Consider the following 26,258-nt stretch of genomic DNA (forward strand, 5'->3'; position numbering starts at 1 on the left):
AACCCAACATAATGTGAAATTTTCCCGTGAGAACATAAAAGTTGAATGACAGTGAAAAATCAGAGATCGGGTTTCTGATCTTTCCCGGTTTTCCGATGGCCTGTCTGACATCCGTGATCGAACCCTTGCGGGCGGCAAACGAGATTGCCGGGACCGAGGTTTTTGTCTGGCACCTTGTCGCGGAGTCCGGCGCGCGCACGGTTTCCAGCGCGCACGTGTGGTTCGAGCCGGATATGGCGCTGGCCGACATCCCTGAGTTTGACATGCTGTTCCTGCTTGGTGCGCCAGCCAGCACGTTCGAAGACCCGAGGCGCGGCGAAGGCCTGTTGCGACGCCTCGACCGGCACGGCTCCATCCTTGGAGGCATCAGCGGAGGCGTGTTCCCCCTGGTCCGCTCCGGCGTGATGCGCGGGCACAGTTGTTCGGTGCACTGGTGCTACGAGGCTGCGTTTCGCAGTGCCTTTCCCGACATCGAAATGACCGATGATGTGATCACCATGGACCGGCGCCGCTATACCGTGTCGGGCGCGGCGTCGGCCTTTGATCTGGCCCTGCGGATGATCGAGGATCGGCTTGGCCCGGACATCGCCCACGAGGTCGCCTGCTGGTTTCAACATCCGACCATGCGCGGCGAAGGCGTGCAACAGCGCATCCCGATGCACCCCAGCGCGGCCCCTGATCTGCCCAGGCTTGTCGCGCGGGCAGTGGCGCTGTTTGCCGACCATATCGAACATCCGATTTCAGTGGCCGAGGTGGCGCGCGCCATGAAGGTGACCCCGCGCCAGATCGAAAGGGCGTTCAAGAAGGCGACGGGCCAGAGCCCGACGCATTACTATCGAGCCATGCGAATGAAGGCAGCGCGCCAGTTGGTGCTCTATTCCAAGCACAGCATGTCCAGCATCGCGCAGGCTGTCGGCTATGCATCGGCCACCCCGTTGCTGGCCCATTACAGCGCCGCCTTCGGCGTCAGCCCTCAAGAAGACCGCAAGCAGATCAATTCCTTCCGGGTCGCGGGCAATGTGCCCTTGCCGCCAGCCTAGAGCGCGGACGCCATGGCCGTGGTGATGGCATGGTGCAGCGATCCCGCCGAGGCCCGCGGCCCAAGGATGCGCACGGATTGCCCGGTTTCGGTGCAGATCACGAAACAGCCCAGATGGTGGATCGATGTCCGGATCGCGTCGCCTGTCTCGAACCACGTCAGGTCGATAGTGCAAAGCAGTTCCAGCACGGCCGTGATGCGCGGCCCGGTCAGGTCGAAACACACCCATGCGTCCGTCTGTTCGGTGACCGAAGCCGTGTCGGCGAGGTGCGATTTCAAGTGTGCGGCGATATCCTCGTGTGTGGTGAAATCGGCAAGCAGCATCCACTGATCCGGCCCGGTCCAGATGGATTCGAATGGTGCGTTGGCCGTGGTCCGGCCCGGCGGGGGCGCATCCGCGTTCAAAAGCGGTTTCAGCGCAGCCCTGCACCGGGCCTCTTTCCCCCGGCGCGCCGCGACAGACGCGAGCGCGACATCCGGCATTTCGGTCAGACAGACGTCTCCGACCGTGTCGATGCGCTGGCTGGTGCCGCCAAGGGCGGTGATGGGGGTCAGGTCATGCACGTACACGCTCTCCTTCGGGGTCGATAAAGTGCGCCGACACGACAACGACCTCCACCGTCAAGTCGGTGACGGGCGACACGAGCCGCAGGCGTTCGCGCAAACGGTTGCCACCGTCCTTGAGGAACCCTAGCCCGATCATGCAGCCCAGCGCCGGGGAATAGGCGGCTGAGGTGACATAGCCCTGATCATGGGCGGCATCGACGGGACCCGTTGCATTCATCAAGTGCCCGCCCGCCGTCACCTTGTGGTCGGCATTGATTGGGCGCAGACCGACCTGCATCAGAGCGTCCGCTTGGTTGAGCCCTGGACGTTCGGACAATTTGGAACCGATGCTGTCCTTGGCCTTGGACACCATGCGCCCCATGCCGAGGTTCAGCGCGGTGGTTGTCCCATTTAGCTCGTTGCCCGCCGCATGCCCTTTCTCGATACGCATGACGCCGAGGGCCTCGGTCCCGTACGGGGTCACATCGAATTCCTCGCCCTCCACCATCAGCCTGCGCATCAGCGCGTCGCCATAGCGGGACGGCACCGCGATCTCGAACGCCAGTTCGCCCGAGAACGAGATGCGGAACAGACGCGCGCGCAGACCGCCACAGACCGTGATGTTGGCGCAGCCCATGAAGGGGAAGCCTTCGTTCGAAATGTCGTGATCGGCATCCACGATCTTTTGCAAAAGGCGGCGGGAATTGGGGCCTGCAACCGCGTATTGCGCCCACGCCTCGGTGGTCGAGATCAATTGCACGTCCGCGTCCGGCATCAGGCATTGGCGTACGAATTCCATGTGCTGGTACACTTTGGCGGCATTAGCCGTGGTGGTGGTCACGACAAATTGGTCTTCGGCCAGACGCCCGGCGGTGCCGTCGTCCATGGCGATCCCGTCTTCGCGCAGCATCAGGCCATAGCGGGTCTTGCCCACAGCGAGCTTGGCGAAACCGTTGCAGTAGATCTTGTTCAGGAAAGTCGCCGCATCACTGCCCTGCACGTCGATCTTGCCCAGCGTGGTGCAGTCGCACACCCCGACCGAGGCGCGGGTGGCCGTCACCTCGCGGTCCACGGATTGCCGCCAATGGGTTTCGCCCGGCAACGGGAACCATTGCGCACGCAGCCAGTTGCCGACCTCGACAAACACCGCACCGCGTTCCTTGGCCCAGAAGTGCGACGGGGTGAGCCGCGTCGGATGGAATTCCTTTCCCCGCATCCGTCCTGCCAGCGCGCCGATGGCCATGGGGGTGTAGGGCGGGCGAAAGATAGTCGTGCCGACCTCGTGGATCGACTTGCCCGCCAGTTCGGCCATGATGGCAAGCCCGCCCATATTCGACGTCTTGCCCTGATCTGTGGCCATGCCCAACGTGGTATAGCGTTTCAGGTGCTCGACCGAACGGAACCCTTCCTGATGGCTCAGCTTCACGTCCTTGACCGTCACGTCATTCTGCTGGTCAAGCCAGGCGCGCGAACAACCCTGCACATACCAGAACGGGCTCTGGTTGACCGGGGCGTCTTCGGCCTTTGGCACGGCGGGCGCGCGCCCTTTGAGGCCAAGGGCCTTGCGGGCGGCATCCCGGCCCGATTGCAAAGCGCCGTGGGTTGAAAGCGCGCCATTCGCCGCCCCTGCCACAGTCATGCCGGGGGGCAGAGTTCCACCGGGAACAAACGCGGCAAGGCCGTCATCCCAAGTGGGGCGGCCCCGCTGGTGGCAGGTCAGGTGGACGTTCGGGTTCCAACCGCCCGACACGCCAAGCGCGCCGCATTCGACCGTGCGGCTGCTGCCATCCGCCTGCGCAACTTCAACAAAGGTCAGGCCAAGACGGCCCTTGGTATCTTTGACCTGCGCGCCCTGCAACACTTCGTAGTCGTGGCTGCGCTGCGCGTCTGGGCGGGTGTCGATCACGGCGGCGATCTTGACCCCCTTGGCGTGCAGATCCTGCGCGGTGCGGTGGCCGTCATCGTTGTTGGTAAAGATCGCGACACGGCGCGCAGGCGTTGTGGCCCAGCGGTTGGCATAGGCACGCATCGATGCGGCAAGCATGATTCCCGGCCGGTCATTGTTTTCAAAGGCGATGGGACGCTCGGTCGCCCCGGCACACAGCAGGCATTGCTGGGCATTAACCCGCCACAGAATCTGGCGCGGTTTGCCTGCGGGTGGTATCGCGAGGTGATCGCTTATCCGCTCGACCGCACCATAAATCCCATGGTCAAAGGCGCCGATCACAGTCGTACGTGGCATCAGGCGAACGTTGGGCATTGTACAGAGTTCTGCGATGATCTGCGCCGCCCAATCGGCCGCGGCCATGTCGGCAATGGCAAAGGTTTCCGCATTCAGCCGCCCGCCCATGCGGAAATCCTCGTCCGCGAGGATCACATGCTTGCCCGCACGAGCGGCGGTCAGGGCAGCGCTCAAGCCCGCGGGCCCCGCACCGATGATCAGCAGATCGCAATGGCGGAACCCCTTGTCATAAGCGTCCGGGTCGGCCTGCATCGACAGCGATCCAAGACCGGCGGCCTTGCGTATGATCGGCTCATACAACTTTTCCCAGAATGCGGCGGGCCACATGAAGGTCTTGTAGTAGAAGCCTGCGGTCAGAAAATTCGAAAGCCTGTCGTTGATCGCCATGGCGTCAAAGGCAAGGCTGGGCCAGCGGTTTTGCGACTTGGCGGAAAGGCCGTCGAACAGTTCCGCAGTCGTGGCGCGCGTGTTGGGTTCCTGCCGCGCGCCGCTGCGCAGTTCGACAAGCGCGTTGGGTTCTTCGGACCCTGCTGTCAGGGGTCCACGCGGGCGATGATATTTGAACGACCGGCCCATCAGGCGGACGTTGTTGGCTAGTAGCGCCGAGGCGAGCGTGTCGCCGGGGTGGCCTGCATACGTCTTGCCGTCAAAGGTGAAGCTGAGGGTGGCGTCGCGGTCAATCTGCCCGCCGTCGAGCCGGTTTGTCTGGGTCATATCTGCGCCCCTGCCGGGCGGGCCAATGCGACATCCGTGATCTCATGCGTGGTGGTGTCGCGCGTGACGATCAGGATCGACCGGTCGCCACCCTCGTGAAACCACAACTCGCGATGTGGACCTGCCGGGTTGTCGCGCAGGTAGGCATAGTCGTGCCAATCATCCGCGCTTGCGGTTTCGGGGTCGGGCCGGTCCATCAGGGCCGCTGCCCCAAGGTAGACGAATTCGGCACTGTCACGCGGGCCAAGCAGCGGGTGATGGATGATCATGTGCGGTCCCTCAATGCAGGTTGGGCTGATTGCCCATCCCTTTTTCGTCGATCATGTGACCGGTGCGGAACCGGTCAAAGCGATAGGCGGTGGCGGTGGCATGGGGTTCGTCCCGGGCCAATAGATGGGCAAAGGCATAGCCCGAAGCGGGCGTCGCCTTGAACCCGCCATAACACCAGCCCCCGTTGAAATAGAGCCCGTCGACATGGGTGCGGTCGATGATGGGCGAGCCGTCCATGCTCATGTCCATGATCCCGCCCCACATCCGCAACAACCGTGCGCGTCCGATCATTGGCATGATGGCCATACCGCCCTCGCACACATCCTCGACCACCGGCAGGTTGCCGCGTTGGGCATAAGAGTTATAGCCGTCGATATCGCCGCCAAAGACCAACCCGCCCTTGTCCGATTGCGAGACATAAAAGTGTCCCGCGCCAAAGGTAATGACGCCGGGCAGGACGGGTTTCAGCCCTTCGGACACAAAAGCCTGAAGCACATGGGATTCGATCGGCAGGCGCATCCCGGCCTTGGCCATCAACCGGCTGGAATTGCCTGCCACCGCACAGCCCACGCGACCCGCACCGATAAACCCCCTTGAGGTTTCGACCCCAAGGCAGTTGCCGTTTTCAATGCGGAATCCTGTGACCTCGCAGTTCTGGATGATGTCCACGCCCCGTCTGTCGGCGGCCCGGGCATAGCCCCACGCCACCGCATCGTGGCGCACAGTGCCGCCGCGCCGTTGGGCCAGCCCTCCCTTGATGGGAAACCGCGCGTCGTCGAAGTTGAGAAACGGGTATTCCTTTTTGATCTGCGCAAGATCCAGATATTCGGCATCCGCCCCGTTCAGGATCATCGCATTGCCACGCCGGATGAAGGCATCGCGCTGCGCATCCGAATGGATCAGGTTCATGATCCCGCGCTGGGAAACCATGGCGTTGTAATTCAGGTCCTGCTCCAAACCTTCCCACAGCTTGAGCGAGAATTCATAGAAGGGTTCGTTGCCGTCCAGCAGATAGTTGCTGCGGATGATCGTGGTGTTGCGCCCCACATTGCCACCGCCGATCCAGCCCTTTTCGATGACAGCGACCTTGTGCCGGTCAAAGACGGAAGCAAGATAGTGGGCCGTAGCCAGCCCATGCCCGCCACCGCCGATGATTACGATGTCATAATGTGGCTTCGGGTCCGGATCACGCCATGCCGGTTTCCAGCCTTTGTGGCCGGTCAATGCCTCTTTTATGACTTTAAACCCAGAATATTGCATCAAATCGGACCTCCAAAGCTAAGTGTAGGCCTGTTTCAAAGGAAAAATCCGCCTGGTTTCCGACATCAAGGCTTTGAAATCGGACATGACGCACGAAATTTTTGTCATTCTGCCGATCACAAACACGTCTCAGCAAGAAAAAAACTTGCTTGATAGGAAAATAATGCAACAGTGAGGGGTACCAAAATCAAGCGCCCGACCGGGATTCGTAATCTAGCGAAAAATCAGGGGCCGTAAGTAATCCGAAAAAGCGACGACACAGTCGCGAGCCACTAGGGAGACTATGAATGAATAAGTTTACAACAGCGCTGACTGCGGGCGTTCTGGCGTTCGCGCCGATGGCGCTTCTGGCCGAAGACAGCAGCGATCCAATCGTGATTCCGATCCACAACTGGTCGTCGCAAATCGTGATGAGCCACGTGGTCGGTCAGATCTTTGAATCGATGGGCAACAACGTCGAGTTCGTGACTACCGACAGTCAGGCGGTCTATGAATCCGTCCGCTTGGGTGACGTGACGCTGGAACTGGAAGTGTGGGAAGGCGCGTTTGGCGCATCTTTCCGCGCAGCTTTGGAAAAGGGCGGTTTGCATGATGCGGGCGACCATGATGCGGTCACACGCGAAGATTGGTGGTACCCGATGTGGACCAAGGATGCCTGCCCCGGCCTGCCAAGCTGGGAAGCCCTGAACGAGTGTGCAGCCGTGTTCGCGACAGCCGAAACCGGTGACAAGGGCCGCTATCTTGATGGTCCGGTGGACTGGCTCAAGCACGGTCAGGAACGGGTTGAAGCATTGGGTATGGACTTTGTCGTTGTAAACGCGGGCTCCGCCGCAGCCCTGTGGGCTGAAATCGGTGCCGCAGAGGCCGACAAGCGCCCGGTCGTGGTGTTCAACTGGACGCCCAACTTTGCCGAAGCCGTCTGGCCGGGAGAGTTCGTCGAGTTCCCCGAATGGGTCGATGGCTGTGACAAGGACCCTGCCGTTGGTCCCAACAAGGACGCGCTCTATGACTGCGGCAATCCTGCTGACGGCTACCTCAAGAAGGCCGCCTGGGATGGCATGAAGGACAAGTGGCCAGCGGCCTATGATGTGCTGACCAAGATCTCCTTCACCAACCCTCAGATCGCCGAAATGGCGCGTCTGGTCGATGTTGAAGAAATGGAGCCCGAAGAGGCAGCCGCCGAATGGCTCGAAGCAAATCCAGACGTTTGGCAGGGCTGGACGTCCTAAGACGCTTCAAAACTGTTAAAGACTTTCGCCCGTCCGGGGTTACACTCCGGGCGGGCGTTTTAAACACCGGGCCCTTTCGGTGAGGAGAGAGCATAGCATGACAGCCGATACCGTGATTTCCTGCAAGAATGCGTGGAAGATCTTTGGCGCTGATCCCGAAAAATACCTCAAGTCGATGCCTGCCGGGCACAGCTTTGATGATATTCGGGCGGACGGTTATATCGCGGGCGTCAAGGACGTGTCGATCGACGTCACCCGTGGTGAGATGCTGGTGATCATGGGGTTGTCGGGGTCTGGTAAGTCGACGCTGGTGCGCTGCTTTTCTCGCCTGCACGATATTACCGGCGGCACGATCACTGTCGAAGGTCAGGACCTGATGTCCCTCTCTGAAAAAGAGTTGATCGAGCTGCGCCGCAGCAAGATGGGCATGGTGTTCCAGTCCTTTGGCCTGTTGCCACACCGCACGGTGCTGGAAAATGTGGCCTTTCCCCTTGAGATGCGCGGACAGGACAAGCACACGCGGCGTGAACGCGCGCTGGAAGTGGTCAAGTTGGTCGGCCTTGAGGGGCGCGAGGAGTATTTCCCGCGCGAATTGTCCGGCGGACAGCAACAGCGTGTCGGGATTGCCCGAAGCCTCGCCATCGAACCCGACATCTGGTTTCTGGACGAACCGTTTTCGGCCCTCGACCCGCTGATCCGGCGCGAGATGCAGGACGAATTTCTGCGCCTTCAGGGCCTGCTCGGCAAAACCATCGTTTTCATCACCCACGATTTCGACGAGGCGCTGCGCCTCGCAGACCGGATCGCCATTATGAAGGACGGCGCGGTCGAACAATGTGACACGCCCGATCAGATCGTGTTGAACCCTGCCACTGAATACGTGCGCAAGTTCACCGAAGAGATCGACAAGGCACGGGTTGTCCACGCCGGAGTCCTTGCCCGTGAAGGCACCAGTGGCGAAGGTGACCCGGTCGAGGCCACCGCGTCCGTTCAGGACCTCGCCCGCCTACTGGTGCAGGACACCCGTGAGATCATTCCCGTTGCCAAGGGCGGCAAGGTGATCGGCGGCATGGACCGGGCCGCCGCACTGGAAATCCTGTTGGAGGCCAGCTGATGGCCGATGTGACCAGCGATCTGAAAGCCGGCACATCCGGCCCCGCGCAGTGGTCGCGGGGCACATGGGCGTCCGCGCTGCTGATCGTCGCCGTGGCGCTGACGGCACTGCGCTATGGTGGGCTGTTGCCCGACGCATTGCACCGGATACCAGAGGAATTGATCCCGCCTTTTGCCGCATGGCTCGATGCGTTCTTCAACTTCGTGAAGGACGATCTGGGGCTGCTGACGCTGACACGGACGTTGACAGAAGGGCTGGAATGGCTGCTGGACGTGACCGCGAACCTGATGTTCGGCAAGCGGCGCTGGCCCAACATCGGACCAATACCGTGGACCGCCATCGCCGGAGTTGCGGCGGTGATCGGCTACTACCTTGGAGGTTGGCGCATGGCCCTGCTGGGGGCGGGCACGTTCATCTGGACCGCGCTGATCGGTCAGTGGAAAATCGCGATGGAAACCATGTCGGTGCTGATGGTTGCAGCACCGCTGGCGTTCTTCATCGGTCTGGGGCTGGGCATTCTTGCCTGGAAATACGTGGCCGTGAACCGGGTCATCAAGCCGATCCTGTCGGTGCTGCAAACGCTGCCCTTCTTCACCTACCTGCTGCCCGCCGTCATCTTCTTCAAGGTGGGGCCGACAGCCGGGGCGGTGGCGACTACGATCTATGCCATCCCACCCATGATCCTGATGACCACCCTGGGGCTGCAAAAGGTGCCTATCGAGGTGGTCGAAGCGGGCAATATGAGCGGCTGCACCAAGTGGCAGCTCTTGCGCCATGTCTATCTGCCGTCAGCGCGAACCGAAATCCTCGTGGGTGTGAACCAGGTCATCATGCTGTGTCTGGCGATGGTGGTTCTGACCGCCTTTATCGGCATGCCCGGCCTTGGGGCAAAACTGCTGGCGATGATGGGCAGTTTCAAACTGGGCCGTTCATTTGAGATCGGGGTTACAATCGTGTTGCTCGCTGTGACGCTGGACCGGATGTCGAAAGCGTGGGTGGTCAAGCAACCGGTCCACTTCGAGCGTGACACCCCGTGGTGGCGCAAACACATCGTGCTGCTTAGCGGGCTCGGTGTGTTCGTGTTCTTCTGCATCGCCGCGCAATTCATCGACGTCTTTGCCGAAATCGGGCGCAAGCAGAATTTCAGCCAGGGCAAGGAAATCGACACGCTGATCAAGGGCTTTCTGGCCCTCGATCCGGTGCAAAACACCACGCAAGCGATCCGCTACGTGCTGAATGTCTGGATTCTGAACCCCTTCCGCGACTTCCTGCTGTCGATCCCGACGCCGGCCTTTATCCTGCTTGTCGTGGCCTTTGCGCTGTCACTTGGCGGCAGGCGTCCTGCGATCTATGCCGCAATCTTTTTCGGCCTCGTGGCCCTGTCAGGCTGGTGGGACCGGTCGGTGATCACTCTCTATTCGGTGATTTCCGCCGTTACGCTGGCCTTGCTGATCGGCGTGCCTTTGGGCATCACCGCCGCCCGTTCCGAAAAGTGGTCGCAAAGGGTATTGCTCGCCTGCGACACGGCGCAGACATTTCCCAGCTTCATCTACCTCATCCCGGCCATCATGCTGTTCGGTATCACCGCGACATCCGTGGTCATGTCGATCCTGATTTTCGCCATGGTGCCCCTAACCCGCTACACGATCGAGGGGCTGCGCACGGTGCCACCCGAAATGACCGAGGCCGCAGACATGGCGGGGGCGACCCGGATGCAGAAGCTGGTAAAAGTGCAGTTTCCTCTCGCGCTGCCGACCATGGCGGTCGGCTTCAATCAGGCGATCATGTTCGCATTCTTCATGGTCATCATCGCGGCCTTCATCGGCACCCAGGATCTGGGTCAGGAACTGCAGCGCACATTGGCGGGCACCGATCTGGGCAAGAATTTCGTGTTGGGCATCTGCGTGTCACTGATGGCGCTCACCTTCGATCTGACAATTATGAAATGGGCGACAGATCGCAAGAAAGCATTGGGTTTGCCGGACTGAGGCAGAAGACGGGCTTGACTGGGAGGCAATGGGGAGGCCGCTCAAGAGATGTGATGTCCGTGTCCGCCATTACCTCCTCGGCTGGGAGCTATGCTCTTTCGGTATCTCAAGTATCAAGAAACCTAATTGTCAGATATCGACCAAGTCGATTGTTCGTTCGGCGCAAAGAAAGCTTCATCCCGCGTCAGAGCGCAATGTCCGGTTTCTCTGTTCGACGTCTCTGCTAGGCACCCGCAGCGAAAGTCGGCTTCCCGCCCTGAGCGCCTATCATCGAGACCATTAACCGATCACTATCGTAAGTGCGGACCAAAGCACTTATGGCTCAACCGACCTGTCGAAGAACGTAAAACAGGCTTCTGCTGGGGGATGCATTGGGGGATACGCCTTCAGGAACTACACGCAAGTTACTGTAATATAGGTATTTCTAATAAAAAAATGGTGCCCCCACACGGACTCGAACCGCGGACCTACTGATTACAAATCAGTTGCTCTACCAGCTGAGCTATAGGGGCATTGCGGCGTGGGTCTAATCGCAAGCGATCAAGGTGGCAAGATCAAATATGCATGTCAGGCAGAGGTTTTATCCCCTAACAATTCAAGTATAGCTAAACTCCAAGCAAGTTACCGAAGATCGAGGCGACGCACGATGCAACTGGTCCTGCACGCAGGCGCACATTTCACCGAAGAAGACCGGCTGTTGCGCTGTCTATTGCGCAACACCGAGGCGTTTTCCGCGCGCGGTGTGACGGTGCCGGGCCCGGGCAAATATCGTACCTTGCTCAAGGAAACCGTGGCTGCCCTGCAGGACGCCCCACCCGCGCCCGACGCACGCGATGTACTGTTTGATCTGATCCTCGAAGAAGAGAACGCCGATCGCGTCATTCTCAGCCACATGTTCCTGTTCGGAGCGCCCCGCGCCTGCGTACGCAACGGCATGATCTATGAATCCGGTCCCGAACGGGTCGCGCAACTGGCCGCGCTGTTCGAACATGATGAATTTGAACTCTTTCTCGCCCTGCGCAATCCCGCCACCCTGTTGCCCGCGCTGTTTTCGCGCGCCCCGCAAGAGGACATGGACAGCTTCCTGCGTGGGGTCAGCCCGTTTGGGATCAAGTGGTCCGACACCCTCAGCGCCATTCGCACCGCGGCCCCGTCCGTCAAGATCACTGCATGGTGTTTCGAGGATATGCCGATGATCTGGTCCGAGGTCATTCGCGAAATGGCCGGGCTGGAACATGGAGAAGAGATCGTGGGCGAGTTCGATCTGCTCAACGACATCATGTCCAAAACCGGCATGCAGCGGTTCGAAGACTACCTCACCGCCCATCCCAACATGACCGAGATGCAGAAACGCCGGGTAATTTCAGCCTTTTTGGACAAATTCGCCATCGAGGACGCCATCGAAGAAGAGGTGAACGCGCCCGGCTGGAGTGCTGGGGACATCGACACGATGACCGACATCTACGAAGAAGACATGTTCGCGGTCGCGCGCATTCCGGGCGTCACTTTCATCGCGCCATAAGCCGCAAAATGGCGCCTCAGCCCATGCCGAGCGCTTCTTTGTACATTTCCAGCACCGCTTCTTCTTCGGCAATGTCGTCCTTGTCACGCTTGCGCAGCGCGATGACCTTGCGCATCACCTTGGTGTCATAGCCACGCGCCTTGGCTTCGGCCATGACCTCTTTTTGCTGGTCAGCTAGGTCCTTTTTCTCCATGTCCAGCCGTTCGATCCGCTCGATGAACTGACGCAGTTCGTCGGCTGTAACGCGGTAACTTTCGGCATTTGTGGCAGTGTCGGACATGCGCGGCTCCTGAGGCTCGGGTGTGGTTTGTGCGTCTCGATAGCGGGGCGGGATGCGGGCTGCAAGGGGCAACCCGGCTTGCCAAGGCGTGCGGGCTGGGATAGCCCGCATGTCATGGAAACCACCTCCGGCACCACCATTTTCGACGCTCTGATCTGGGGCGGTGCAGCGCTGTCGCTGCTCGGCCTTGCGGGGCTTGTGTGGTGCATCGTAAAAGTCTGGCGTGCGCGCCGTGCCGCACTCGATGACGCGCAAATGCGCGATGTGATGGCGCGGGTGTTGCCACTCAACCTTGGGGCGCTCTTTGTCTCTGTCATCGGGCTGATGCTGGTGATTGTCGGAATTTTTCTGCAATAGCAAAGGGGCAAGGCGATGGAAATTGCGTGGCTTTGGGGTTTGCTGGGCGGGCTATTGATCGGCACCGGCGGTGCTGTGCTGCTGCTGGGCGCGGGCCGAATCATGGGCGCCAGCGGTATCGTCGGCGGCCTCGTCGATGGCAGCGGCACGCACCGCGGCGCGACGCTCGCCTTTCTGGCCGGTCTGATCGGAGCCCCCGCCCTGCTCAGCCTTGCAGGCTGGTCCGCCACCACAGGCGCAACGTCGCAAATCTGGTTGCTGATCCTTGCCGGTCTGGCTGTGGGCGTCGGCACGCGCTTTGCCAATGGGTGTACCTCGGGGCATGGCGTGTGTGGACTGTCACGATTGTCCCTTCGCGGGCTGGTGGCGACGCTGTTTTACATTGGCGCCGGGGTGATCACGGTTACGGTCCTGCGGATCGGGTTGGGATTGTGATGCGGGGCCTCGTCTTTCTTCTCAGTGGCGCGCTGTTTGGTGCGGGCCTGCATATCTCGGGCATGACCGACACCACCCGCGTGCGCGGATTTCTCGACATTGCCGGGACTTGGGACCCGACGCTGGCCTTTGTGATGGGGGGCGCAATTGTGCCGATGTTCATCGCCTGGCGCCTGACGCCGGGGCGCGCGCCGTTGATCGGTGGCGTCTTTCCCGCACGGCCCGACCAAGACATCACGCGCCCGCTCGTCATCGGGTCAATCCTGTTCGGGGTCGGCTGGGGTCTTGTCGGCCTGTGCCCTGGCCCTGCGATTGCCTCGCTCAGCTATGGCGGCTGGCAAGGCGGTGTGTTCCTCGTGGCGATGCTGGCGGGCATGTGGGCGATGCCACCGCTGCGCCGGGCGCTGGACAGGCGCGGCGCGCGCGCCTAATCCTGTCGTCATGGATATTCGTCAAATCACACCGACCTATTTCGTGGCCCCGCAACTTGATCCGGCCGATATGCCCGACATCAAGGCCGCTGGCATCACCACCATCATCTGCAACCGCCCCGACGAAGAGGTGCCACCCGCCTTTCAGGCCGACGCGCTTGAGGCGGCGGCCAGGGCAGCGGGCCTCAACTTTGTCCGCCTGCCGCTGACCCATCAAAGCATGACACCGCCCATTGTGGCCGAACAGATGGAACATCTGGCCGCCTGCGACGGGCCCGTGCTGGCCTATTGCGCATCCGGCACGCGGTGTACGGTGGTGTGGTGTCTGGGTCAGGCGGGTGAGATGCCCATTGATGATATTCTCAACACCGCGCGGGCCGGAGGTTACGATCTGGCCAACCTGCGTCCGACTCTTGAGGCGATCGCGCGCACCAAAAGTCAAGGCTGAGGCAGGCGCGCGACGCTTAGCCTGCCGCTTTCATCTCGAGGTCTGGCAGGTCGGCAAGGTCGGGCAAGTCATCCAGATCGGGCAGATCATCGAGGTCCGGCAAATCGTCCAGATCCGGCAAATCGTCCAGATCGGGCGCATCGTTGACGACCGGGAATGGGATGTCGAGGTCATCGTCGTTGTCGTCCATATCCTGCTCAGCCGATGCGCCGCGCCGCTCTGGCAGTGGTGGCAGGGCCTGCATAGCATCTTCGACCTCTGCATCGCTCACATCCACTTCGCGCGGCAGGGTCGAGCGGCGGCCTGTCGCGGTCAGCACCTCGACCTCGGGCATATCGACCAAAGGCTGGTCGCTGGCCCGGCGCAAGGGTTGTGATGCATGGCTGGGGGGACGTAGCGGTTTGACCGCGCGCACCCCATCGACATGCCCCACCACGCCGCGTCCTAGCACTCGGCCTGTGCTGGTGGTGATCTGCACATTCGGGAAGGCCCCGGGAGTCAATTCCAGCGTCTGGCCCACTTTCAACCCGTTGAGTTTCTTGAGCGGCATGTTCAACTGGCACAGTACCATCCGCAGGTCGGCATTGAGCCCCATCACCAGTTTCGCCAGATCAGGTTTGTCCGTCGCGCGCTCTCCTGCCTCTTCACCGTCGGGCAGATCATGGCGGTCGGCGCGCGCCTCGAGCGTGGGCAGGATCAGGGTCATTTCGCCCTGACGCGCGCCGCGCGCGATATCGAGTGTCAGCTTGATCGTTGTGTAATCGCTGGCATCCAATGCCATGGCCAAGGTGCGCGCATCCTGCGCCTTGGCGCCGAAGGTGAACCCCTCCATCAGGGCGCGTTCGTCCGGATCGTCCAGAATGGGGGCCACGCGCGCAAACAGTGTGTCGATCAGCGGCGCGCAAATCGCCGCATCGGTGCGTGTCATCGGCCGTTCAGAATCGGATGAGCCATTGACGCTGCCAATGGTCTGCTGCTGGATCAGTGCCCCGACGACAATCGGCTCGATCTTGATGGCACCCGCACATCCACCGGGGCCATCCATCAGCAACAGCAAGGCGCTGTCGTCCAGACTGCCCTCGATCTCGTCCCCGGCAACGTCCTGAAAGGATGAATTGAGCACGGCCATGGGCATACCCATCAGCGAATCCGCCACTTTGGCCATCATCACCCGCAACGCCTTTTGCAGCGTCATGGCCCGGGCCTTGCGTTGCGCACGCGCCTTGGCGGCGATACGCCCCAGAACAGTCTGATTTTCGGTTTCGCCCATATCCTCCGACCCGGGTTTGGACTGGCTATACCGGGACACCTCTACGCAGGATTGGTTACCAACCGCTTTAAATCACCGCAGAAAACTGGGGGACTTACTGTGCAGCGAGGGCCGCGCGGCGGGGCAGATGCACCACAAAGGTGTTGCCTTGCGCGGCGGGCACATGGGTGATGTCCCCGCCAAGGCGGGCCATAATCTCACGGCAGATCGCAAGTCCCAGGCCTGCGCCCGAGCCGTCCTGATCGCCGATCCGCGCAAATTTCTCAAAGATCACGCTGCGCGCCGCATCCGGAATCGGCGTGCCGTTGTCGCGAAAGGCCACGGACAGCTCATCACCGTCCTGCTGCACCGAAATCACCAGTTCAGGATCATCGGCGTCGCAGTATTTCTGGGCATTGGTGATCAGGTTGATGAACACCTGCCCAAGCCGGTCAAGGTCCGTGGTCAGCACCAGCGCCTCGTTCACGTGACGGCGGCGGATGTCCATGCTGCGGGTGCTGGCGGCCTGCGCGGTCACGATGGACTGTTCCAACAGATCGCTCAGCCGTCCGGCCTCGTAGCGCAGCGACACCTGACCGTTTTCCAGCACACTGAGGTCCAGCAGATCGTCCAGAAGTCGCGTCAGGCGGATCGCCTCGCCGTGGATGATCGAGGCATATCGCGTCTTTTCCACCTGCCCCATCCCTTCGGTGTCGCGCAGGATTTCGGAAAACGAACGGATCGAGGTCATCGGCGTGCGCAACTCATGGCTGATCTGGCTCAGAAAGGCGTCTTTTTGGACCGAGAGCGCGGTCAGCTTCTGGTTGGCCTCCCGTAATTTGCCGGCTGTACGGGTCAGTTCGTGGGATTTGGCCTCGAGCTGGTTGGAATATTCAAGGATCTGCGCGGATTCGTCGGCGACCGCCATCAGGTCCTGCACGGACACCGATGCCCCGCCCACAAGCTGGCTGATCATCGCATGGGCCGTCGCCGCACCGACCGAGGCGGCCAGTTCGCGTTCTAGGTTTTGCAAAAATCCCTGGGTTGGTTCGGGCAGCGAGCCATCAAGGCCCTGCCGTTTCGCTTCAGCCCGGAACAGGGTCTGGGCCTCATCCGCACCAAGGATGCGCTGGGTCATCACCATCAGGTCCTCGGATGTGGCGCGCGCAGCCTCCCAGCCGCGGGCCTGCGTGGAGTGGTCAAAGACGTTGACAAATTGCGCGCCCTGCAACCGCTCAAGTGGGCCGGGAAAGGTGACAAGTGAGACAGCGATGAAAGCGGTCGTGTTCAGCACCAGCGACCACGCCACCGCATGCACGGTCGGGTCGATCCCCTCGATCCCGAACAGCGCCTGCGGGCGCAGCCAACCGATGCCCAAAAGACCGTTTTCAAATATGCCCACCGACAGCACCACACCGGGCCCAAAGCTGGGCAGGAGCGAGCAGAACACCCAGATCGCAAAGCCGACAACCAGCCCGGCCAGCGCCCCCCACCGCGTCGCCCCGCGCCAAAAGATGCCGCCGAACATGGCGGGCAAAAACTGCGCCACACCAACGAAAGAGATCAGCCCGATCGCCGCCAGCGCCGCCCCGCCTCCGGAAAAGCGGTAGTAGAAGTATCCAAGACCAATGATCATCAGGATCGAGGCGCGCCGCGCCATGATCACCACGTTGCGCACATCCCCCGACACCTGTGCCCCCTCGGCCCGTGCGCTCAGCCAGACAGGCATGACCACGTGGTTCGACACCATTGTGGACAGGGCCAGCGTGGCCACAATCACCATCGATGTCGCCGAGGAGAATCCACCCAAAAAACTGAGGGTCGCCAGCCCCACCTGCCCTTCGGCCAGCGGCACGGTGAGGACAAACAGATCCGGGTTGGACCCCGCTGGCATCAGATCAAGGCCGATGACAGCGATGGGCACCACGAAAAGGCTCATCAGCATCAGGTACAAAGGGAAGGCCCAGCTGGCGATTTGCAGATGGCGCTCGTCTTCGTTCTCAACCACCATGACCTGAAACATGCGCGGCAGGGCCAGAAAGGCCGCCGCTGACAGGGCGGTGAGGGCAACCCAGCGGCTGCGGTCCATGTCCCACTCACCGATGGGCGAGGCATCGATACGCTCCATCATCGGCGCGATGCCCCCGGCGATGCCCCAGACCACAAAGATGCCAACGGCCAGAAGGGCGATCAGCTTGACCACCGCCTCGACTGCGATGGCGATGACCACCCCGTCATGGCGTTCGTTGGCGTTCAGGTTCCGGGTGCCGAAGAGGACGGTGAAGATGGCCAGACCAAAGGCGACCCAGAATGCGGCGATGGCCTGATCGACCTCACCGCCCGCGTCCGGCGCCGAAAAGATCGACAAGGACAGGGTCACTGATTGCAGTTGCAAGGCGATGTAGGGGGTGACGCCGATGACGGCCATCACGGTGACCACGATGGCCAGCAGGTTGGACTTGCCATAACGCGAGGAGATGAGGTCAGCCACCGAGGTGGCGCGCTGCACCCGGCCCACGCGCACCAGCTTGCGCAGAGCCCACCACCAGCCGATCATGACAAGGCTGGGGCCGAGGTAGATGGTGACAAACTCCATCCCCGAACGGGCCGCATAACCCACCGCCCCGTAAAACGTCCAGGCCGTGCAATAGATCGACAGCGACAGCGTGTAGACCAAGGGAGAGCGCAGCCACGCCCCGCGCCCCTTGGCGGCCGCACGTTCGGCGAAAAAGGCGATGGCAAACAGAAAGGTGACGTAGATCAGGCTGACGCCGACCAGCAGGTTGACCGAAGCCATCAGCGCGGCTCGGCGTTTGCGTCCTCGCCCATCTCGGGGCTGGAGCGCAGAAAGGACCACAGCGCCAGTGCCGATCCGATCAGAGTCAGCCAGACCGCAAAGACATAGGTGACAGCGGTGGACATGGCCATCTTGTCAGGGGCGCCGGGCCCGTCCGCCGCCGTCGGCCAGAACAGCGGCAACATCCACAAAAACAGCCCCAGGATCGGCAACAGGCGCAGCGCATCCATCATCCTGCGGCGGCGGTAACTGCGCCGCTCCAGAAAGACCGGAGGCAGACCGTGCTCGCTCATTGGGCCAATTGCACCAGATCGCGCACCGCCGTGACCACTTCGAGATTGGAGAACGGTTTGGTCATGAAACGGCTCACCCCTGCCTTTTCCGCCTGCTCGCGGTCGCGGGCCTGCCCGCGCGCGGTCAGCATCAGCACTGGCAGGGTCTGAAAGTCCGGATCGGCGCGCAATTCGGTCAGGATATCAAGACCGCTTTTGCCCGGCAGCATGTGATCCAGCACCACAAGGTCCGGGCGCGCTGCGCGAATGGTATCCACCGCCGTGGCCCCATCCGAATGGGTATCGACCTGCCAGCCCTCGCGGCTGAGCAGAAAGCGGATCGCTTCAATGATATTGACCTCGTCCTCGACGAGCAGAACATGCTTGCCCAAAATGCGGCTCCTCCCCTACGCACCGTCGCCGCAGGCCCTGTGACTTAAAAGGGGCCAATCAACGATGCATGATGACTATGTGCCGTTTTGGCGGGCCTGTCAAAACGCCTCAGAACCCGTCGCTGAGGATTGAGGGCTCGCGCCGCCCCTCGCACCCCGTCACCGGGCAGATGCGGCAGGCGGGGCCGACGCTGAACGGCTTTGGGCCGGCCTCACGCTCCGCCTCGGGAACGGGCACGATCAGCATTGTCGACTGCACCAGCGGTGGTGCGTTCAGCGCGGCATAACCGGTGGTTTCAGCGGCGGCAAAACAGTCAAACACGGCATCTGCGCGCCCTGGCATCGCCACCCGCTGGTAAAGCACCTGCCCCGGCAGCCCAAGCGCCTGAAACAGTGGCCACAACGGACAGGCCGAGCCATAGCGCGGGATGGTGAACCCCTCTATCCCCTTGCGAAACAACAGACTTCCTGCGCGATCCGCGACCACGAGGCCAAAGCCGAGATCCGGCAGGGACGCAAGGCGGCGCAAGGTGCAGGGCACGCTGGCGCCAAAATGCGCGGCCAGCGCGGGCGGGTTCAGGCCCACACCCTCAATCGCCGTGCGCAGGTCCGGTAAGGCGATACGGCCCGCATCCGACCGCATCCGTTCCAGCACCCCTTGGGCAATGTGGCGGGCAGCGACCGAGGTCAGTTCAGGTGCCTCCGCGATCATCTCTTCGATATCCGCGTCGCCCGCCTCGAGCGCGGCAAAACCGTAGTCATGGGTCTCCAGAAACGCCTCGACATCTTCCTGTGGCGTACCTGCGGTTGCCGCCTCGCCGGTTTCGGCATCCAGAAAGCCCACAAGCGTCTTTGAGCTTTCGGCAAGGCGGCGGCTGTCGGCGTCGATATTGGCGTGGAAACGGTCACGCCATTCGGCCGACAGGGTCTTGTCCTCGGCAAGGATCGAGGCAGTCGAGCGGATGGAGGCGGCTGTGGACAGCACCTCGTGTACCGAGGCGGCGACCTCGGGGTCATGGGTGAGGCGGTCGCTCAGCACTTCGACCGTGTGTTCAAGGGCCGCCAGCTTGCGATGGGATTGCGCTAGGGCGTCCGCCCAGCCCGGAAAACGGCCCGCAAAATCCTCGGCCCGGTCGAGTTCGGCTGCGGCAATCGGCGTGTCGCTGCCCGCCTCGCGCAAGGTGGCGACAAGGGCGGCCTCGGCACCCGTGGTGAGGGCCGACACCTCGACCCCCAACGCGCTGGCGATATCCAAGAGCAGCTTGCCCCCGATTCTGCGGCGGTTGTGTTCGATGAGATTGAGGTATGAGGCTGAGATGCCGATTTCGCGGGCCAGGGCCGATTGTTTGGTGCCCGCCATGACCCGGCGGTCGCGTATCCGTGTGCCTGTCAGTGCCTCGCGCATGGGGCCTCCGTTGCTGGGTATTCATGTTCTATTTCAACGCGTTTCTGCGCTGCAACATAAGAGATTTTACAAAAACCGCCGTACTCTTGTGTATATGTTTACAAAATAGTCGAGAAAAACAAAGGGTTTATTGCGCAGTTTTCATAATTCACGTCATAAAGAATTTGCACGATTACGTGCCGCGCGCCCGACACGAGATGTGGGGCGGAGCGTTTAAAACAACTGGGAGGATTTTCATGTCCAAAACGAACCTGACACGCCGCGGTCTGATCAAGACAGGCGCAGTCGCTGGCGCAGCGGGCCTGACGCTGCCGACATATCTGCGTGCGGATGGCCATTCGGGCTTTACCAACGCGCCCACCGGCAGCACCGTCACGCTGGGCTTCAACGTGCCGCAATCCGGCCCCTACGCGGATGAGGGTGCGGACGAACTGCGCGCCTACGAGCTCGCGGTCGAGCACCTGAATGGTGGTGGCGACGGCGGCCTGATGAACACGTTCTCGTCCAAGGCCCTGCAAGGCAACGGTATTCTGGGCAAGAAAGTCGAATACGTCACAGGTGACACGCAGACAAAATCCGACGCCGCGCGCGCATCCGCCCGCTCGATGATCGAAAAAGACGGCGCCGTGATGATCACGGGTGGCTCATCCTCGGGTGTAGCCGTGGCCGTGCAGGCGCTGTGCCAAGAGGCTGGCGTCATCTTCATGGCGGGCCTGACCCACTCCAACGACACCACCGGCAAGGACAAGAAGGCCAATGGCTTCCGCCACTTCTTCAACTCCTACATGTCCGGTGCGGCACTGGCGCCGATCCTGGCCAACAACTACGGCACAGAGCGCAAGGCCTATCACCTGACCGCCGACTACAACTGGGGTTACACCACAGAAGAAGCCGTGCGGAACTCCACCGAAGCCATGGGTTGGGAAACGGTCGCAGCCGTCAAGACGCCGCTGACACAGACCGACTTCTCGTCCTACATCGCGCCTGTTCTGCAGTCCGGCGCCGACGTTCTGGTTCTGAACCACTACGGCGGGAACATGGTGAACTCGCTGACCAACGCGGTTCAGTTCGGCCTGCGTGAAAAGCAGGTGAACGGCAAGAACTTCGAAATCGTTGTTCCGCTCTACTCGCGCCTGATGGCGAAAGGTGCCGGCGCAAACGTCAAAGGCATCTTCGGCTCCACCAACTGGCACTGGTCGCTGCAGGACGAAGGCTCCAAAGCCTTCGTGCAGTCCTTCGGCACCAAATACGGCTTCCCGCCCAGCCAGGCGGCGCACACCTGCTACGTTCAGGCCCTGCTCTATGCAGATGCCGTGGAGCGGGCCGGGTCGTTCAACCCATGTGCGGTTGGCGAAGCGCTCAGCGACTTCCAGTTCGACGGCATGGGCAACGGGCCAACGCTCTATCGCGGCGAAGACCACCAGTGCTTCAAGGACGTGCTGGTCGTGAAAGGGAAAGAGAACCCGACATCCGAGTTCGACCTTCTCGAAATCGTCGAGATCACGCCTGTCAGCCAGGTGACGTATGATGCGTCCATCTTTGGCGGCGAGCTGGGTGCCTGCAACCCAGGCGCATAAGCTGCAGTAAAACGAGGGTGGGCAAATTGCCCACCCTACCCTGCCCGGGGTTCCATGCCCCGCGTGGCATCAAACGTTCCAACCAAAGGTTAGGCCGATGGAAGCGATCATCCTGCAAATTCTCAATGGACTCGACAAAGGCTCTGCCTATGCGCTGATTGCGCTGGGTCTGACGCTGATTTTCGGCACGCTCGGTGTCGTGAACTTTGCCCACGGGGCGCTGTTCATGATCGGGGCCTTCTGCGCCGTCACTCTCAGCCGTCTGCTGCAACTGAGCCATACGGTCATTGATGACTCTCAGACTGACTTCCTTGGCAACCCGCTGAAGGTCGAGGTGCCCTACCTTTATGACATTTTCGGACAGTCCACGGGCGATGCGATCATCGACTGGGCGGTCCCGATCTCGATCCTGTTTGCAATTCCGGTGATGATCGCCATCGGCGTCGCGATGGAGCGCGGGCTGATCAAGCATTTCTACAAGCGCCCCCATGCCGACCAGATCCTCGTGACCTTCGGCCTTGCGATCGTTTTGCAGGAGATCATCAAGTATTACTACGGCGCCAACCCGATCCCGACACCCGCACCCGACGCCTTCCGCGGCTCGTTCGACTTTGGTGCGGCGCTCGGATTTGATCCCAATGTGATCATCTATCCCTATTGGCGGCTGGTCTATTTCGCCTTTGCGGCCCTGATCATCGGCGGTGTGTTTGCCTTTCTGCAATTCACCACCTTCGGGATGGTGGTGCGCGCTGGCATGGCGGATCGCGAAACGGTGCAACTGCTGGGCATCAACATCGACAAGCGCTTTACGCTGATGTTCGGACTGGCGGCAGCGGTCGCAGGGCTGGCGGGTGTGATGTACACGCCGATCAACTCGCCCAACTACCATATGGGCATGGACTTCCTCGTGCTCAGCTTTGTGGTTGTGGTTGTGGGCGGCATGGGCAGCCTGCCCGGCGCGGTGCTCGCAGGCTTTCTGCTGGGCATCCTCGAAAGCTTTGCCTCGATGCGCGAAGTGCTCGAATTCCTGCCCGGCCTCAACCAGATCATCATCTATCTGGTCGCAATCATCATTCTACTCACCCGTCCCCGTGGCCTCATGGGTCGCAAGGGCGTGATGGAGGAATAAGCCATGTTCGGTCTCGACAAAAAACACACCAATCTTCTGTTGCTGGTTGCCGCGCTGACGATGCTGGCCCCCTTCATCCTCAACCCCTTCCCCGAAGGGTCCGGCATGGCACAGTTCAATGCGGGCTACCCTGACCTGATGCAGCGGTTCGTGATCTTTGGCATCTTTGCCATCGGATTCAACATCCTGTTCGGTCTGACGGGCTACCTCTCCTTCGGGCACGCGGCCTTCCTCGGGGTCGGGTCCTATGCGGCGATGTGGATGATGAAGCTGCTGACCATGAACGTCATTCCCGCAATTGCCGTGTCCATCGTGGTGGCAGGCCTGTTCTCGCTGCTGGTGGGTTGGATTTCGCTGCGGCGCTCGGGCATCTACTTCTCGATCCTGACGCTGGCCTTTGCCCAGATGTCCTATGCGCTGGCCTATTCGGTGCTGACTCCGATCACGGGCGGCGAGACGGGCCTGCAGCCCAAATTGCAGGACCCGCGCATTCTGGACGGCGCGCTCGAGGCGGGTGCCTCGCCCCGCGCCAACCTCTTCGGGCTGGAAATGACGTCGAGCTTTGAGTGGTCGGTCGGGTCATGGCTGTTCACGTTCAACGTCGGCTACTACGTGGCGGCCGTTGCAATGCTGCTCAGCTTTTACATGGCGATCCGCATCTTTAATTCCCCCTTCGGGATGATGCTGCGGGCGATCAAGTCCAACCAGCAGCGGATGAACTACACCGGCCTCAATTCCAAACCCTACACGCTGGCCGCCTTTGTGGTGTCGGGCATGTATGCGGGTCTGGCCGGTGGTCTGATGGTTGCGATGGACACCCAGGTCGGGGCCGAGCGGATGTTCTGGACCGCATCGGGCGAGGTCGTCCTGATGACCATCCTTGGCGGTGCAGGCACCCTGATCGGGCCAGTGCTGGGCGCGGGCATGATCAAGTACATGGAAAACATCATGTCCAAGATCAACGAAACCATCCTGCACCAGTGGTTCGCTTTCCTGCCTGATGGAATCGAGAACCTGCTGGTCGCGATGGTCTATCCGTTCATCGGCAAGGGCTGGCACCTGACGCTGGGGCTGATCTTCATGCTGGTCGTGATTTTCCTGCCCGGCGGGCTGGTCGAGGGCGGACAGCGCATTGCGCGCCTGTTCAAGCGCAAGAAACCCAGTTCGGACACGCCGGACGGCAAAACCACACCTGCGGAATAAGGGAGAGTGACGATGGGAATTCTCGAAGTCAAAAACGTAGGCAAGCGGTTCGGCGGTCTTCAGGCACTGGGTGACGTGAACCTGAGCGTGGCTGAAAACACCGTCCACGCGATCATCGGTCCCAACGGGGCGGGCAAATCGACGCTGCTGAACGTGCTGGTGGGCAAGCTGATCCCCGATACCGGGTCGGTCATGTTCGACGGCAAATCGGTGCTGGGGCGCAAACCTTACGAGATCAACCAGATGGGCATCAGCCGCGTGTTCCAGACGCCCGAAATCTTCGGTGATCTGAGCGTGCTGGAAAACATGCTGATCCCCTGCTTTGCCAAGCGCGACGGAGCCTTCACCCCCAACGCCTTCATCGACATGTTCAGGGATCGCGAGATCGTTGAACGGGCCGAGCAGATGCTGGAAGAGATGAACATGGCCGATGCGCGCAACGACAACGCCGCCACGATGTCGCGCGGCAACAAGCGCCGGCTCGAGATCGGGATGTGTCTGGCGCAGGAACCACGCCTGTTGTTGCTGGATGAACCCACGGCCGGGATGGCGCGCGCGGACACCAACAACACGATCGACCTGCTTAAACAGATCAAGGACGAACGCGACATCACCATCGCCATCATCGAACATGACATGCATGTGGTGTTCTCGCTGGCTGAACGGATCACGGTGCTGGCGCAAGGCACGCCGCTGGTCGAAGACACGCCGGACAAGATCAAGGGCCACCCCAAGGTGCGCGAAGCCTATCTGGGTGAGTCACAGGACGCAGCATGAGGCGGGGCCAATGCCCCCCTACTCAACATCCCGACGTAGGATGGGCAATCTGCCCATCATCCGGGACAAAAATGAGGACTGACAGATGAACGTCAAACCCGACTTTTCCAAAGGCGTCAGCCACGCCCAGACCGCCCCCGCCTTTCTCAGCGTCTGGGACATGCACGCCTATTACGGCGAAAGCTATATTGTGCAGGGCATCTCCTTTAACGTGCACGAGGGCGAAATCCTCGCCCTTCTGGGACGCAACGGCGCGGGCAAGACGTCGACCCTGCGATCCATCGCACGTATCGGTGATCCGGAGGTCACGCACGGCGAGATCTGGCTGGATCACCAGCCCCTGCACAAGATGAGCAGCCATGAGGCCAGCCAGGCTGGCCTTGGCCTTGTGCCCGAGGACCGGCGTATCATCCCCGGCCTCACGGTCGAAGAGAACCTGAAACTGGCCCAGATCGCCCCGCCCATCGGCTGGTCGATCGAGCGGCTTTATGACCTGTTCCCGCGTCTGGGCGAGCGGCGCGCGCAGGAAGGCACGACGCTGTCGGGTGGCGAGCAACAAATGCTGGCCATCGCCCGCGCATTGGCACGCGACATCAAGGTGCTGTTGCTGGATGAACCCTATGAGGGCCTCGCGCCGGTGATCGTGGACGAGATCGAAAAGACGCTCTCGATCATCAAGGAACAGGGGATCACGACCATCCTCGTCGAACAAAACGCCGTGCGCGCGCTGCAACTTGCGGATCGGGCGGTGATTCTCGACACTGGCGGCATCGTCTTTGATGGCACCGCCTCGGAAGTGCTGGAAAACGAGGAATTGCGGGCCGAATACCTCGCCATCTGAGGCCTCCCCGAAACACCGCACGCATCCCAAATCACAGGGCGGAGCCACCGGTTCCGCCCTTTTCATTCATCGCCCGCGGCTGCCAATTCCAACCCAACCGCTGCGTCATCCCGCGCACGGGATGCCCTCACGTCACCAAGGGCGCTTTCCACCGCCCTCTTGGCCCGTTATAAGCGGTGCGATGCAGTGGCGTCGGGGTACATCGTCGCCGATGTCAAAGGGTTGAGGACAAGAATGAGCAACAAGAACCAGGACGCGGACGTCGCATTCATCCAGGCGTTGGCAGAACTGCTGCGCGAAAACGATCTGACCGAACTTCAGGTCAAACGGGACTATGGGGCAGATGACAGCCTGAACGTGCGTGTCTCGCGCCATATTGGCCAGGCAGTGGCCGTGCAGGCTGCCCCTGCGCCCGTGGCCGCCCCCGCAAACGCCCCGGCGCAAGCGCCTGCAGCCCCTGCTGCCCCACCAGCCGCCGCTGATCCGGCAGACGATCCGGGCGCTGTGCCCTCACCCATGGTTGGCACCGTCTACATGCAGGCCGAACCGGGCGCGCCCGCCTTCATCAAGGTCGGGCAAGAGGTCTCTGAAGGTGACACATTGCTGATCGTCGAGGCGATGAAGACCATGAACCACATCCCTGCCCCGCGCTCCGGCACCGTCAAACGCATCCTTGTTGACGATGGGGCTGCGGTCGAATTTGGCGCGCCTCTGGTCATCCTCGAATAAGGAGGACCTTTC

The 26,258-nt window shown here is 61.4% G+C and carries 25 protein-coding genes and 1 tRNA gene; 15 read left to right on the top strand and 11 right to left on the bottom strand.

All coding sequences use genetic code 11. From position 1 onward, the window contains the following. The first annotated feature begins 41 nt into the window (after window positions 1-41). Window positions 42-1,040: a helix-turn-helix domain-containing protein gene (locus Q1A89_RS20320; protein WP_299732916.1), complete on the top strand. Its 999-nt coding sequence runs from the start codon at window positions 42-44 to the stop codon at window positions 1,038-1,040. Here the strand turns inward: Q1A89_RS20320 and Q1A89_RS20325 are convergent. The 4 genes from Q1A89_RS20325 to Q1A89_RS20340 are packed head-to-tail and all read right to left on the bottom strand — an operon-like array spanning window position 1,037 to window position 6,071. Beyond that, window positions 1,037-1,603, bottom strand: a complete 567-nt coding sequence (locus Q1A89_RS20325; protein ID WP_299732918.1) for a sarcosine oxidase subunit gamma — start codon at window positions 1,601-1,603, stop codon at window positions 1,037-1,039. The genes Q1A89_RS20320 and Q1A89_RS20325 overlap by 4 nt on opposite strands. Beyond that, window positions 1,596-4,541 (bottom strand): sarcosine oxidase subunit alpha family protein, encoded by a 2,946-nt coding sequence (locus tag Q1A89_RS20330; protein WP_299732921.1) that lies wholly within the window; start codon window positions 4,539-4,541, stop codon window positions 1,596-1,598. The genes Q1A89_RS20325 and Q1A89_RS20330 overlap by 8 nt, the downstream gene beginning before the upstream one ends. Next, window positions 4,538-4,810, bottom strand: coding sequence for a sarcosine oxidase subunit delta (locus Q1A89_RS20335; RefSeq protein WP_299732924.1), 273 nt, complete (start codon window positions 4,808-4,810; stop codon window positions 4,538-4,540). Before Q1A89_RS20335 ends, Q1A89_RS20330 begins: the two co-directional genes overlap by 4 nt. A 10-nt stretch (window positions 4,811-4,820) precedes the next feature. Continuing rightward, window positions 4,821-6,071 carry a sarcosine oxidase subunit beta family protein gene (locus Q1A89_RS20340; protein WP_299732927.1) on the bottom strand — a complete coding sequence of 417 codons (1,251 nt, stop codon included), beginning with the start codon at window positions 6,069-6,071 and terminating at the stop codon, window positions 4,821-4,823. Between the two features lie 287 nt (window positions 6,072-6,358). Here Q1A89_RS20340 and Q1A89_RS20345 point away from each other — a divergent pair, with 287 nt between their 5' ends. The 3 genes from Q1A89_RS20345 to Q1A89_RS20355 all read left to right on the top strand — a co-directional run bounded on the left by Q1A89_RS20345 (window position 6,359) and on the right by Q1A89_RS20355 (window position 10,402). Further along, complete coding sequence (locus tag Q1A89_RS20345; RefSeq protein WP_299732930.1) at window positions 6,359-7,300, top strand: ABC transporter substrate-binding protein; 942 nt, start codon at window positions 6,359-6,361, stop codon at window positions 7,298-7,300. Window positions 7,301-7,397: 97 nt separating this feature from the next. Then, the gene (locus Q1A89_RS20350; protein ID WP_299732933.1) at window positions 7,398-8,414 is read left to right on the top strand and encodes a glycine betaine/L-proline ABC transporter ATP-binding protein; all 1,017 of its coding nucleotides are present in this window, start codon (window positions 7,398-7,400) and stop codon (window positions 8,412-8,414) included. Further along, a complete protein-coding gene (locus Q1A89_RS20355; protein WP_299732936.1) occupies window positions 8,414-10,402 on the top strand; it encodes an ABC transporter permease subunit in 1,989 nt (662 codons plus the stop codon). Before Q1A89_RS20350 ends, Q1A89_RS20355 begins: the two co-directional genes overlap by 1 nt. 436 nt (window positions 10,403-10,838) lie before the next feature. Here Q1A89_RS20355 and Q1A89_RS20360 read toward each other — a convergent pair. Next, window positions 10,839-10,914, bottom strand: a tRNA-Thr gene (locus Q1A89_RS20360). A gap of 134 nt (window positions 10,915-11,048) precedes the next feature. Here Q1A89_RS20360 and Q1A89_RS20365 point away from each other — a divergent pair. After that, window positions 11,049-11,924: a hypothetical protein gene (locus Q1A89_RS20365; protein ID WP_299732939.1), complete on the top strand. Its 876-nt coding sequence runs from the start codon at window positions 11,049-11,051 to the stop codon at window positions 11,922-11,924. Between the two features lie 16 nt (window positions 11,925-11,940). Here the strand turns inward: Q1A89_RS20365 and Q1A89_RS20370 are convergent, their stop codons facing one another. Continuing rightward, the gene (locus Q1A89_RS20370; protein ID WP_299376497.1) at window positions 11,941-12,204 is read right to left on the bottom strand and encodes a DUF2312 domain-containing protein; all 264 of its coding nucleotides are present in this window, start codon (window positions 12,202-12,204) and stop codon (window positions 11,941-11,943) included. A 114-nt stretch (window positions 12,205-12,318) separates the two neighbouring features. Between Q1A89_RS20370 and Q1A89_RS20375 the strand changes: the two genes are divergently transcribed. From Q1A89_RS20375 to Q1A89_RS20390, 4 genes are read left to right on the top strand one after another with little or no spacing between them, the layout of a single operon-like run. After that, complete coding sequence (locus Q1A89_RS20375) at window positions 12,319-12,561, top strand: hypothetical protein (protein WP_299732942.1); 243 nt, start codon at window positions 12,319-12,321, stop codon at window positions 12,559-12,561. 15 nt (window positions 12,562-12,576) lie between these two features. Then, window positions 12,577-12,996, top strand: a complete 420-nt coding sequence (locus Q1A89_RS20380) for a YeeE/YedE thiosulfate transporter family protein (protein WP_299732945.1) — start codon at window positions 12,577-12,579, stop codon at window positions 12,994-12,996. After that, the gene (locus Q1A89_RS20385) at window positions 12,996-13,427 is read left to right on the top strand and encodes a DUF6691 family protein (RefSeq protein WP_299732948.1); all 432 of its coding nucleotides are present in this window, start codon (window positions 12,996-12,998) and stop codon (window positions 13,425-13,427) included. The genes Q1A89_RS20380 and Q1A89_RS20385 overlap by 1 nt, the downstream gene beginning before the upstream one ends. A gap of 10 nt (window positions 13,428-13,437) precedes the next feature. Next, window positions 13,438-13,875 (top strand): TIGR01244 family sulfur transferase, encoded by a 438-nt coding sequence (locus Q1A89_RS20390; RefSeq protein ID WP_299732951.1) that lies wholly within the window; start codon window positions 13,438-13,440, stop codon window positions 13,873-13,875. Between the two features lie 16 nt (window positions 13,876-13,891). Here the strand turns inward: Q1A89_RS20390 and Q1A89_RS20395 are convergent, their stop codons facing one another. The 5 genes from Q1A89_RS20395 to Q1A89_RS20415 all read right to left on the bottom strand — a co-directional run bounded on the left by Q1A89_RS20395 (window position 13,892) and on the right by Q1A89_RS20415 (window position 19,990). Further along, entirely contained in the window at window positions 13,892-15,184 is a 1,293-nt protein-coding gene (locus tag Q1A89_RS20395; RefSeq protein ID WP_299732954.1) for a FliM/FliN family flagellar motor switch protein, read from the bottom strand. A gap of 55 nt (window positions 15,185-15,239) precedes the next feature. After that, entirely contained in the window at window positions 15,240-17,921 is a 2,682-nt protein-coding gene (locus Q1A89_RS20400) for a sensor histidine kinase (protein ID WP_299732957.1), read from the bottom strand. Further along, window positions 17,921-18,214 carry a hypothetical protein gene (locus Q1A89_RS20405; protein WP_299732960.1) on the bottom strand — a complete coding sequence of 98 codons (294 nt, stop codon included), beginning with the start codon at window positions 18,212-18,214 and terminating at the stop codon, window positions 17,921-17,923. The genes Q1A89_RS20400 and Q1A89_RS20405 overlap by 1 nt, the downstream gene beginning before the upstream one ends. Continuing rightward, on the bottom strand, window positions 18,211-18,585 hold the full coding sequence (locus Q1A89_RS20410) for a response regulator (protein WP_299732962.1): 375 nt from the start codon (window positions 18,583-18,585) through the stop codon (window positions 18,211-18,213). The genes Q1A89_RS20405 and Q1A89_RS20410 overlap by 4 nt, the downstream gene beginning before the upstream one ends. 109 nt (window positions 18,586-18,694) lie before the next feature. Next, window positions 18,695-19,990 (bottom strand): helix-turn-helix domain-containing protein, encoded by a 1,296-nt coding sequence (locus Q1A89_RS20415; RefSeq protein ID WP_299732965.1) that lies wholly within the window; start codon window positions 19,988-19,990, stop codon window positions 18,695-18,697. Between the two features lie 236 nt (window positions 19,991-20,226). Here Q1A89_RS20415 and Q1A89_RS20420 point away from each other — a divergent pair, with 236 nt between their 5' ends. From Q1A89_RS20420 to accB, 6 genes are all read left to right on the top strand, one after another. Then, a complete protein-coding gene (locus Q1A89_RS20420; protein ID WP_299732968.1) occupies window positions 20,227-21,567 on the top strand; it encodes a substrate-binding protein in 1,341 nt (446 codons plus the stop codon). Between the two features lie 97 nt (window positions 21,568-21,664). Further along, window positions 21,665-22,696, top strand: a complete 1,032-nt coding sequence (locus Q1A89_RS20425; RefSeq protein WP_299732970.1) for a branched-chain amino acid ABC transporter permease — start codon at window positions 21,665-21,667, stop codon at window positions 22,694-22,696. A 3-nt stretch (window positions 22,697-22,699) separates the two neighbouring features. After that, window positions 22,700-23,899 carry a branched-chain amino acid ABC transporter permease gene (locus tag Q1A89_RS20430; RefSeq protein WP_299732973.1) on the top strand — a complete coding sequence of 400 codons (1,200 nt, stop codon included), beginning with the start codon at window positions 22,700-22,702 and terminating at the stop codon, window positions 23,897-23,899. Window positions 23,900-23,911: 12 nt separating this feature from the next. Next, entirely contained in the window at window positions 23,912-24,676 is a 765-nt protein-coding gene (locus Q1A89_RS20435) for an ABC transporter ATP-binding protein (protein ID WP_299732976.1), read from the top strand. Between the two features lie 85 nt (window positions 24,677-24,761). After that, complete coding sequence (locus tag Q1A89_RS20440; protein ID WP_299732979.1) at window positions 24,762-25,517, top strand: ABC transporter ATP-binding protein; 756 nt, start codon at window positions 24,762-24,764, stop codon at window positions 25,515-25,517. A 234-nt stretch (window positions 25,518-25,751) separates the two neighbouring features. Beyond that, window positions 25,752-26,246, top strand: a complete 495-nt coding sequence (gene accB / locus Q1A89_RS20445) for an acetyl-CoA carboxylase biotin carboxyl carrier protein (RefSeq protein ID WP_299732982.1) — start codon at window positions 25,752-25,754, stop codon at window positions 26,244-26,246. The last annotated feature ends 12 nt before the right edge of the window (window positions 26,247-26,258 follow it).

Source organism: uncultured Tateyamaria sp. (genome assembly GCF_947503045.1).
GTDB lineage: Bacteria > Pseudomonadota > Alphaproteobacteria > Rhodobacterales > Rhodobacteraceae > Tateyamaria.

Coding starts and splice junctions, on each gene's coding strand:
- Q1A89_RS20380 (WP_299732945.1), top strand. CDS start 12,577: ATGGAAATTGCGTGGCTTTGGGGTTTGCTGGGCGGGCTATTGATCGGC.
- Q1A89_RS20350 (WP_299732933.1), top strand. CDS start 7,398: ATGACAGCCGATACCGTGATTTCCTGCAAGAATGCGTGGAAGATCTTT.
- Q1A89_RS20440 (WP_299732979.1), top strand. CDS start 24,762: ATGAACGTCAAACCCGACTTTTCCAAAGGCGTCAGCCACGCCCAGACC.
- Q1A89_RS20430 (WP_299732973.1), top strand. CDS start 22,700: ATGTTCGGTCTCGACAAAAAACACACCAATCTTCTGTTGCTGGTTGCC.
- Q1A89_RS20355 (WP_299732936.1), top strand. CDS start 8,414: ATGGCCGATGTGACCAGCGATCTGAAAGCCGGCACATCCGGCCCCGCG.
- Q1A89_RS20335 (WP_299732924.1), bottom strand. CDS start 4,810: ATGATCATCCATCACCCGCTGCTTGGCCCGCGTGACAGTGCCGAATTC.
- Q1A89_RS20370 (WP_299376497.1), bottom strand. CDS start 12,204: ATGTCCGACACTGCCACAAATGCCGAAAGTTACCGCGTTACAGCCGAC.
- Q1A89_RS20340 (WP_299732927.1), bottom strand. CDS start 6,071: ATGCAATATTCTGGGTTTAAAGTCATAAAAGAGGCATTGACCGGCCAC.
- Q1A89_RS20415 (WP_299732965.1), bottom strand. CDS start 19,990: ATGCGCGAGGCACTGACAGGCACACGGATACGCGACCGCCGGGTCATG.
- Q1A89_RS20405 (WP_299732960.1), bottom strand. CDS start 18,214: ATGAGCGAGCACGGTCTGCCTCCGGTCTTTCTGGAGCGGCGCAGTTAC.
- Q1A89_RS20420 (WP_299732968.1), top strand. CDS start 20,227: ATGTCCAAAACGAACCTGACACGCCGCGGTCTGATCAAGACAGGCGCA.
- Q1A89_RS20435 (WP_299732976.1), top strand. CDS start 23,912: ATGGGAATTCTCGAAGTCAAAAACGTAGGCAAGCGGTTCGGCGGTCTT.
- Q1A89_RS20385 (WP_299732948.1), top strand. CDS start 12,996: ATGCGGGGCCTCGTCTTTCTTCTCAGTGGCGCGCTGTTTGGTGCGGGC.
- Q1A89_RS20345 (WP_299732930.1), top strand. CDS start 6,359: ATGAATAAGTTTACAACAGCGCTGACTGCGGGCGTTCTGGCGTTCGCG.
- Q1A89_RS20425 (WP_299732970.1), top strand. CDS start 21,665: ATGGAAGCGATCATCCTGCAAATTCTCAATGGACTCGACAAAGGCTCT.
- Q1A89_RS20400 (WP_299732957.1), bottom strand. CDS start 17,921: ATGGCTTCGGTCAACCTGCTGGTCGGCGTCAGCCTGATCTACGTCACC.
- Q1A89_RS20330 (WP_299732921.1), bottom strand. CDS start 4,541: ATGACCCAGACAAACCGGCTCGACGGCGGGCAGATTGACCGCGACGCC.
- Q1A89_RS20375 (WP_299732942.1), top strand. CDS start 12,319: ATGGAAACCACCTCCGGCACCACCATTTTCGACGCTCTGATCTGGGGC.
- accB (WP_299732982.1), top strand. CDS start 25,752: ATGAGCAACAAGAACCAGGACGCGGACGTCGCATTCATCCAGGCGTTG.
- Q1A89_RS20365 (WP_299732939.1), top strand. CDS start 11,049: ATGCAACTGGTCCTGCACGCAGGCGCACATTTCACCGAAGAAGACCGG.
- Q1A89_RS20390 (WP_299732951.1), top strand. CDS start 13,438: ATGGATATTCGTCAAATCACACCGACCTATTTCGTGGCCCCGCAACTT.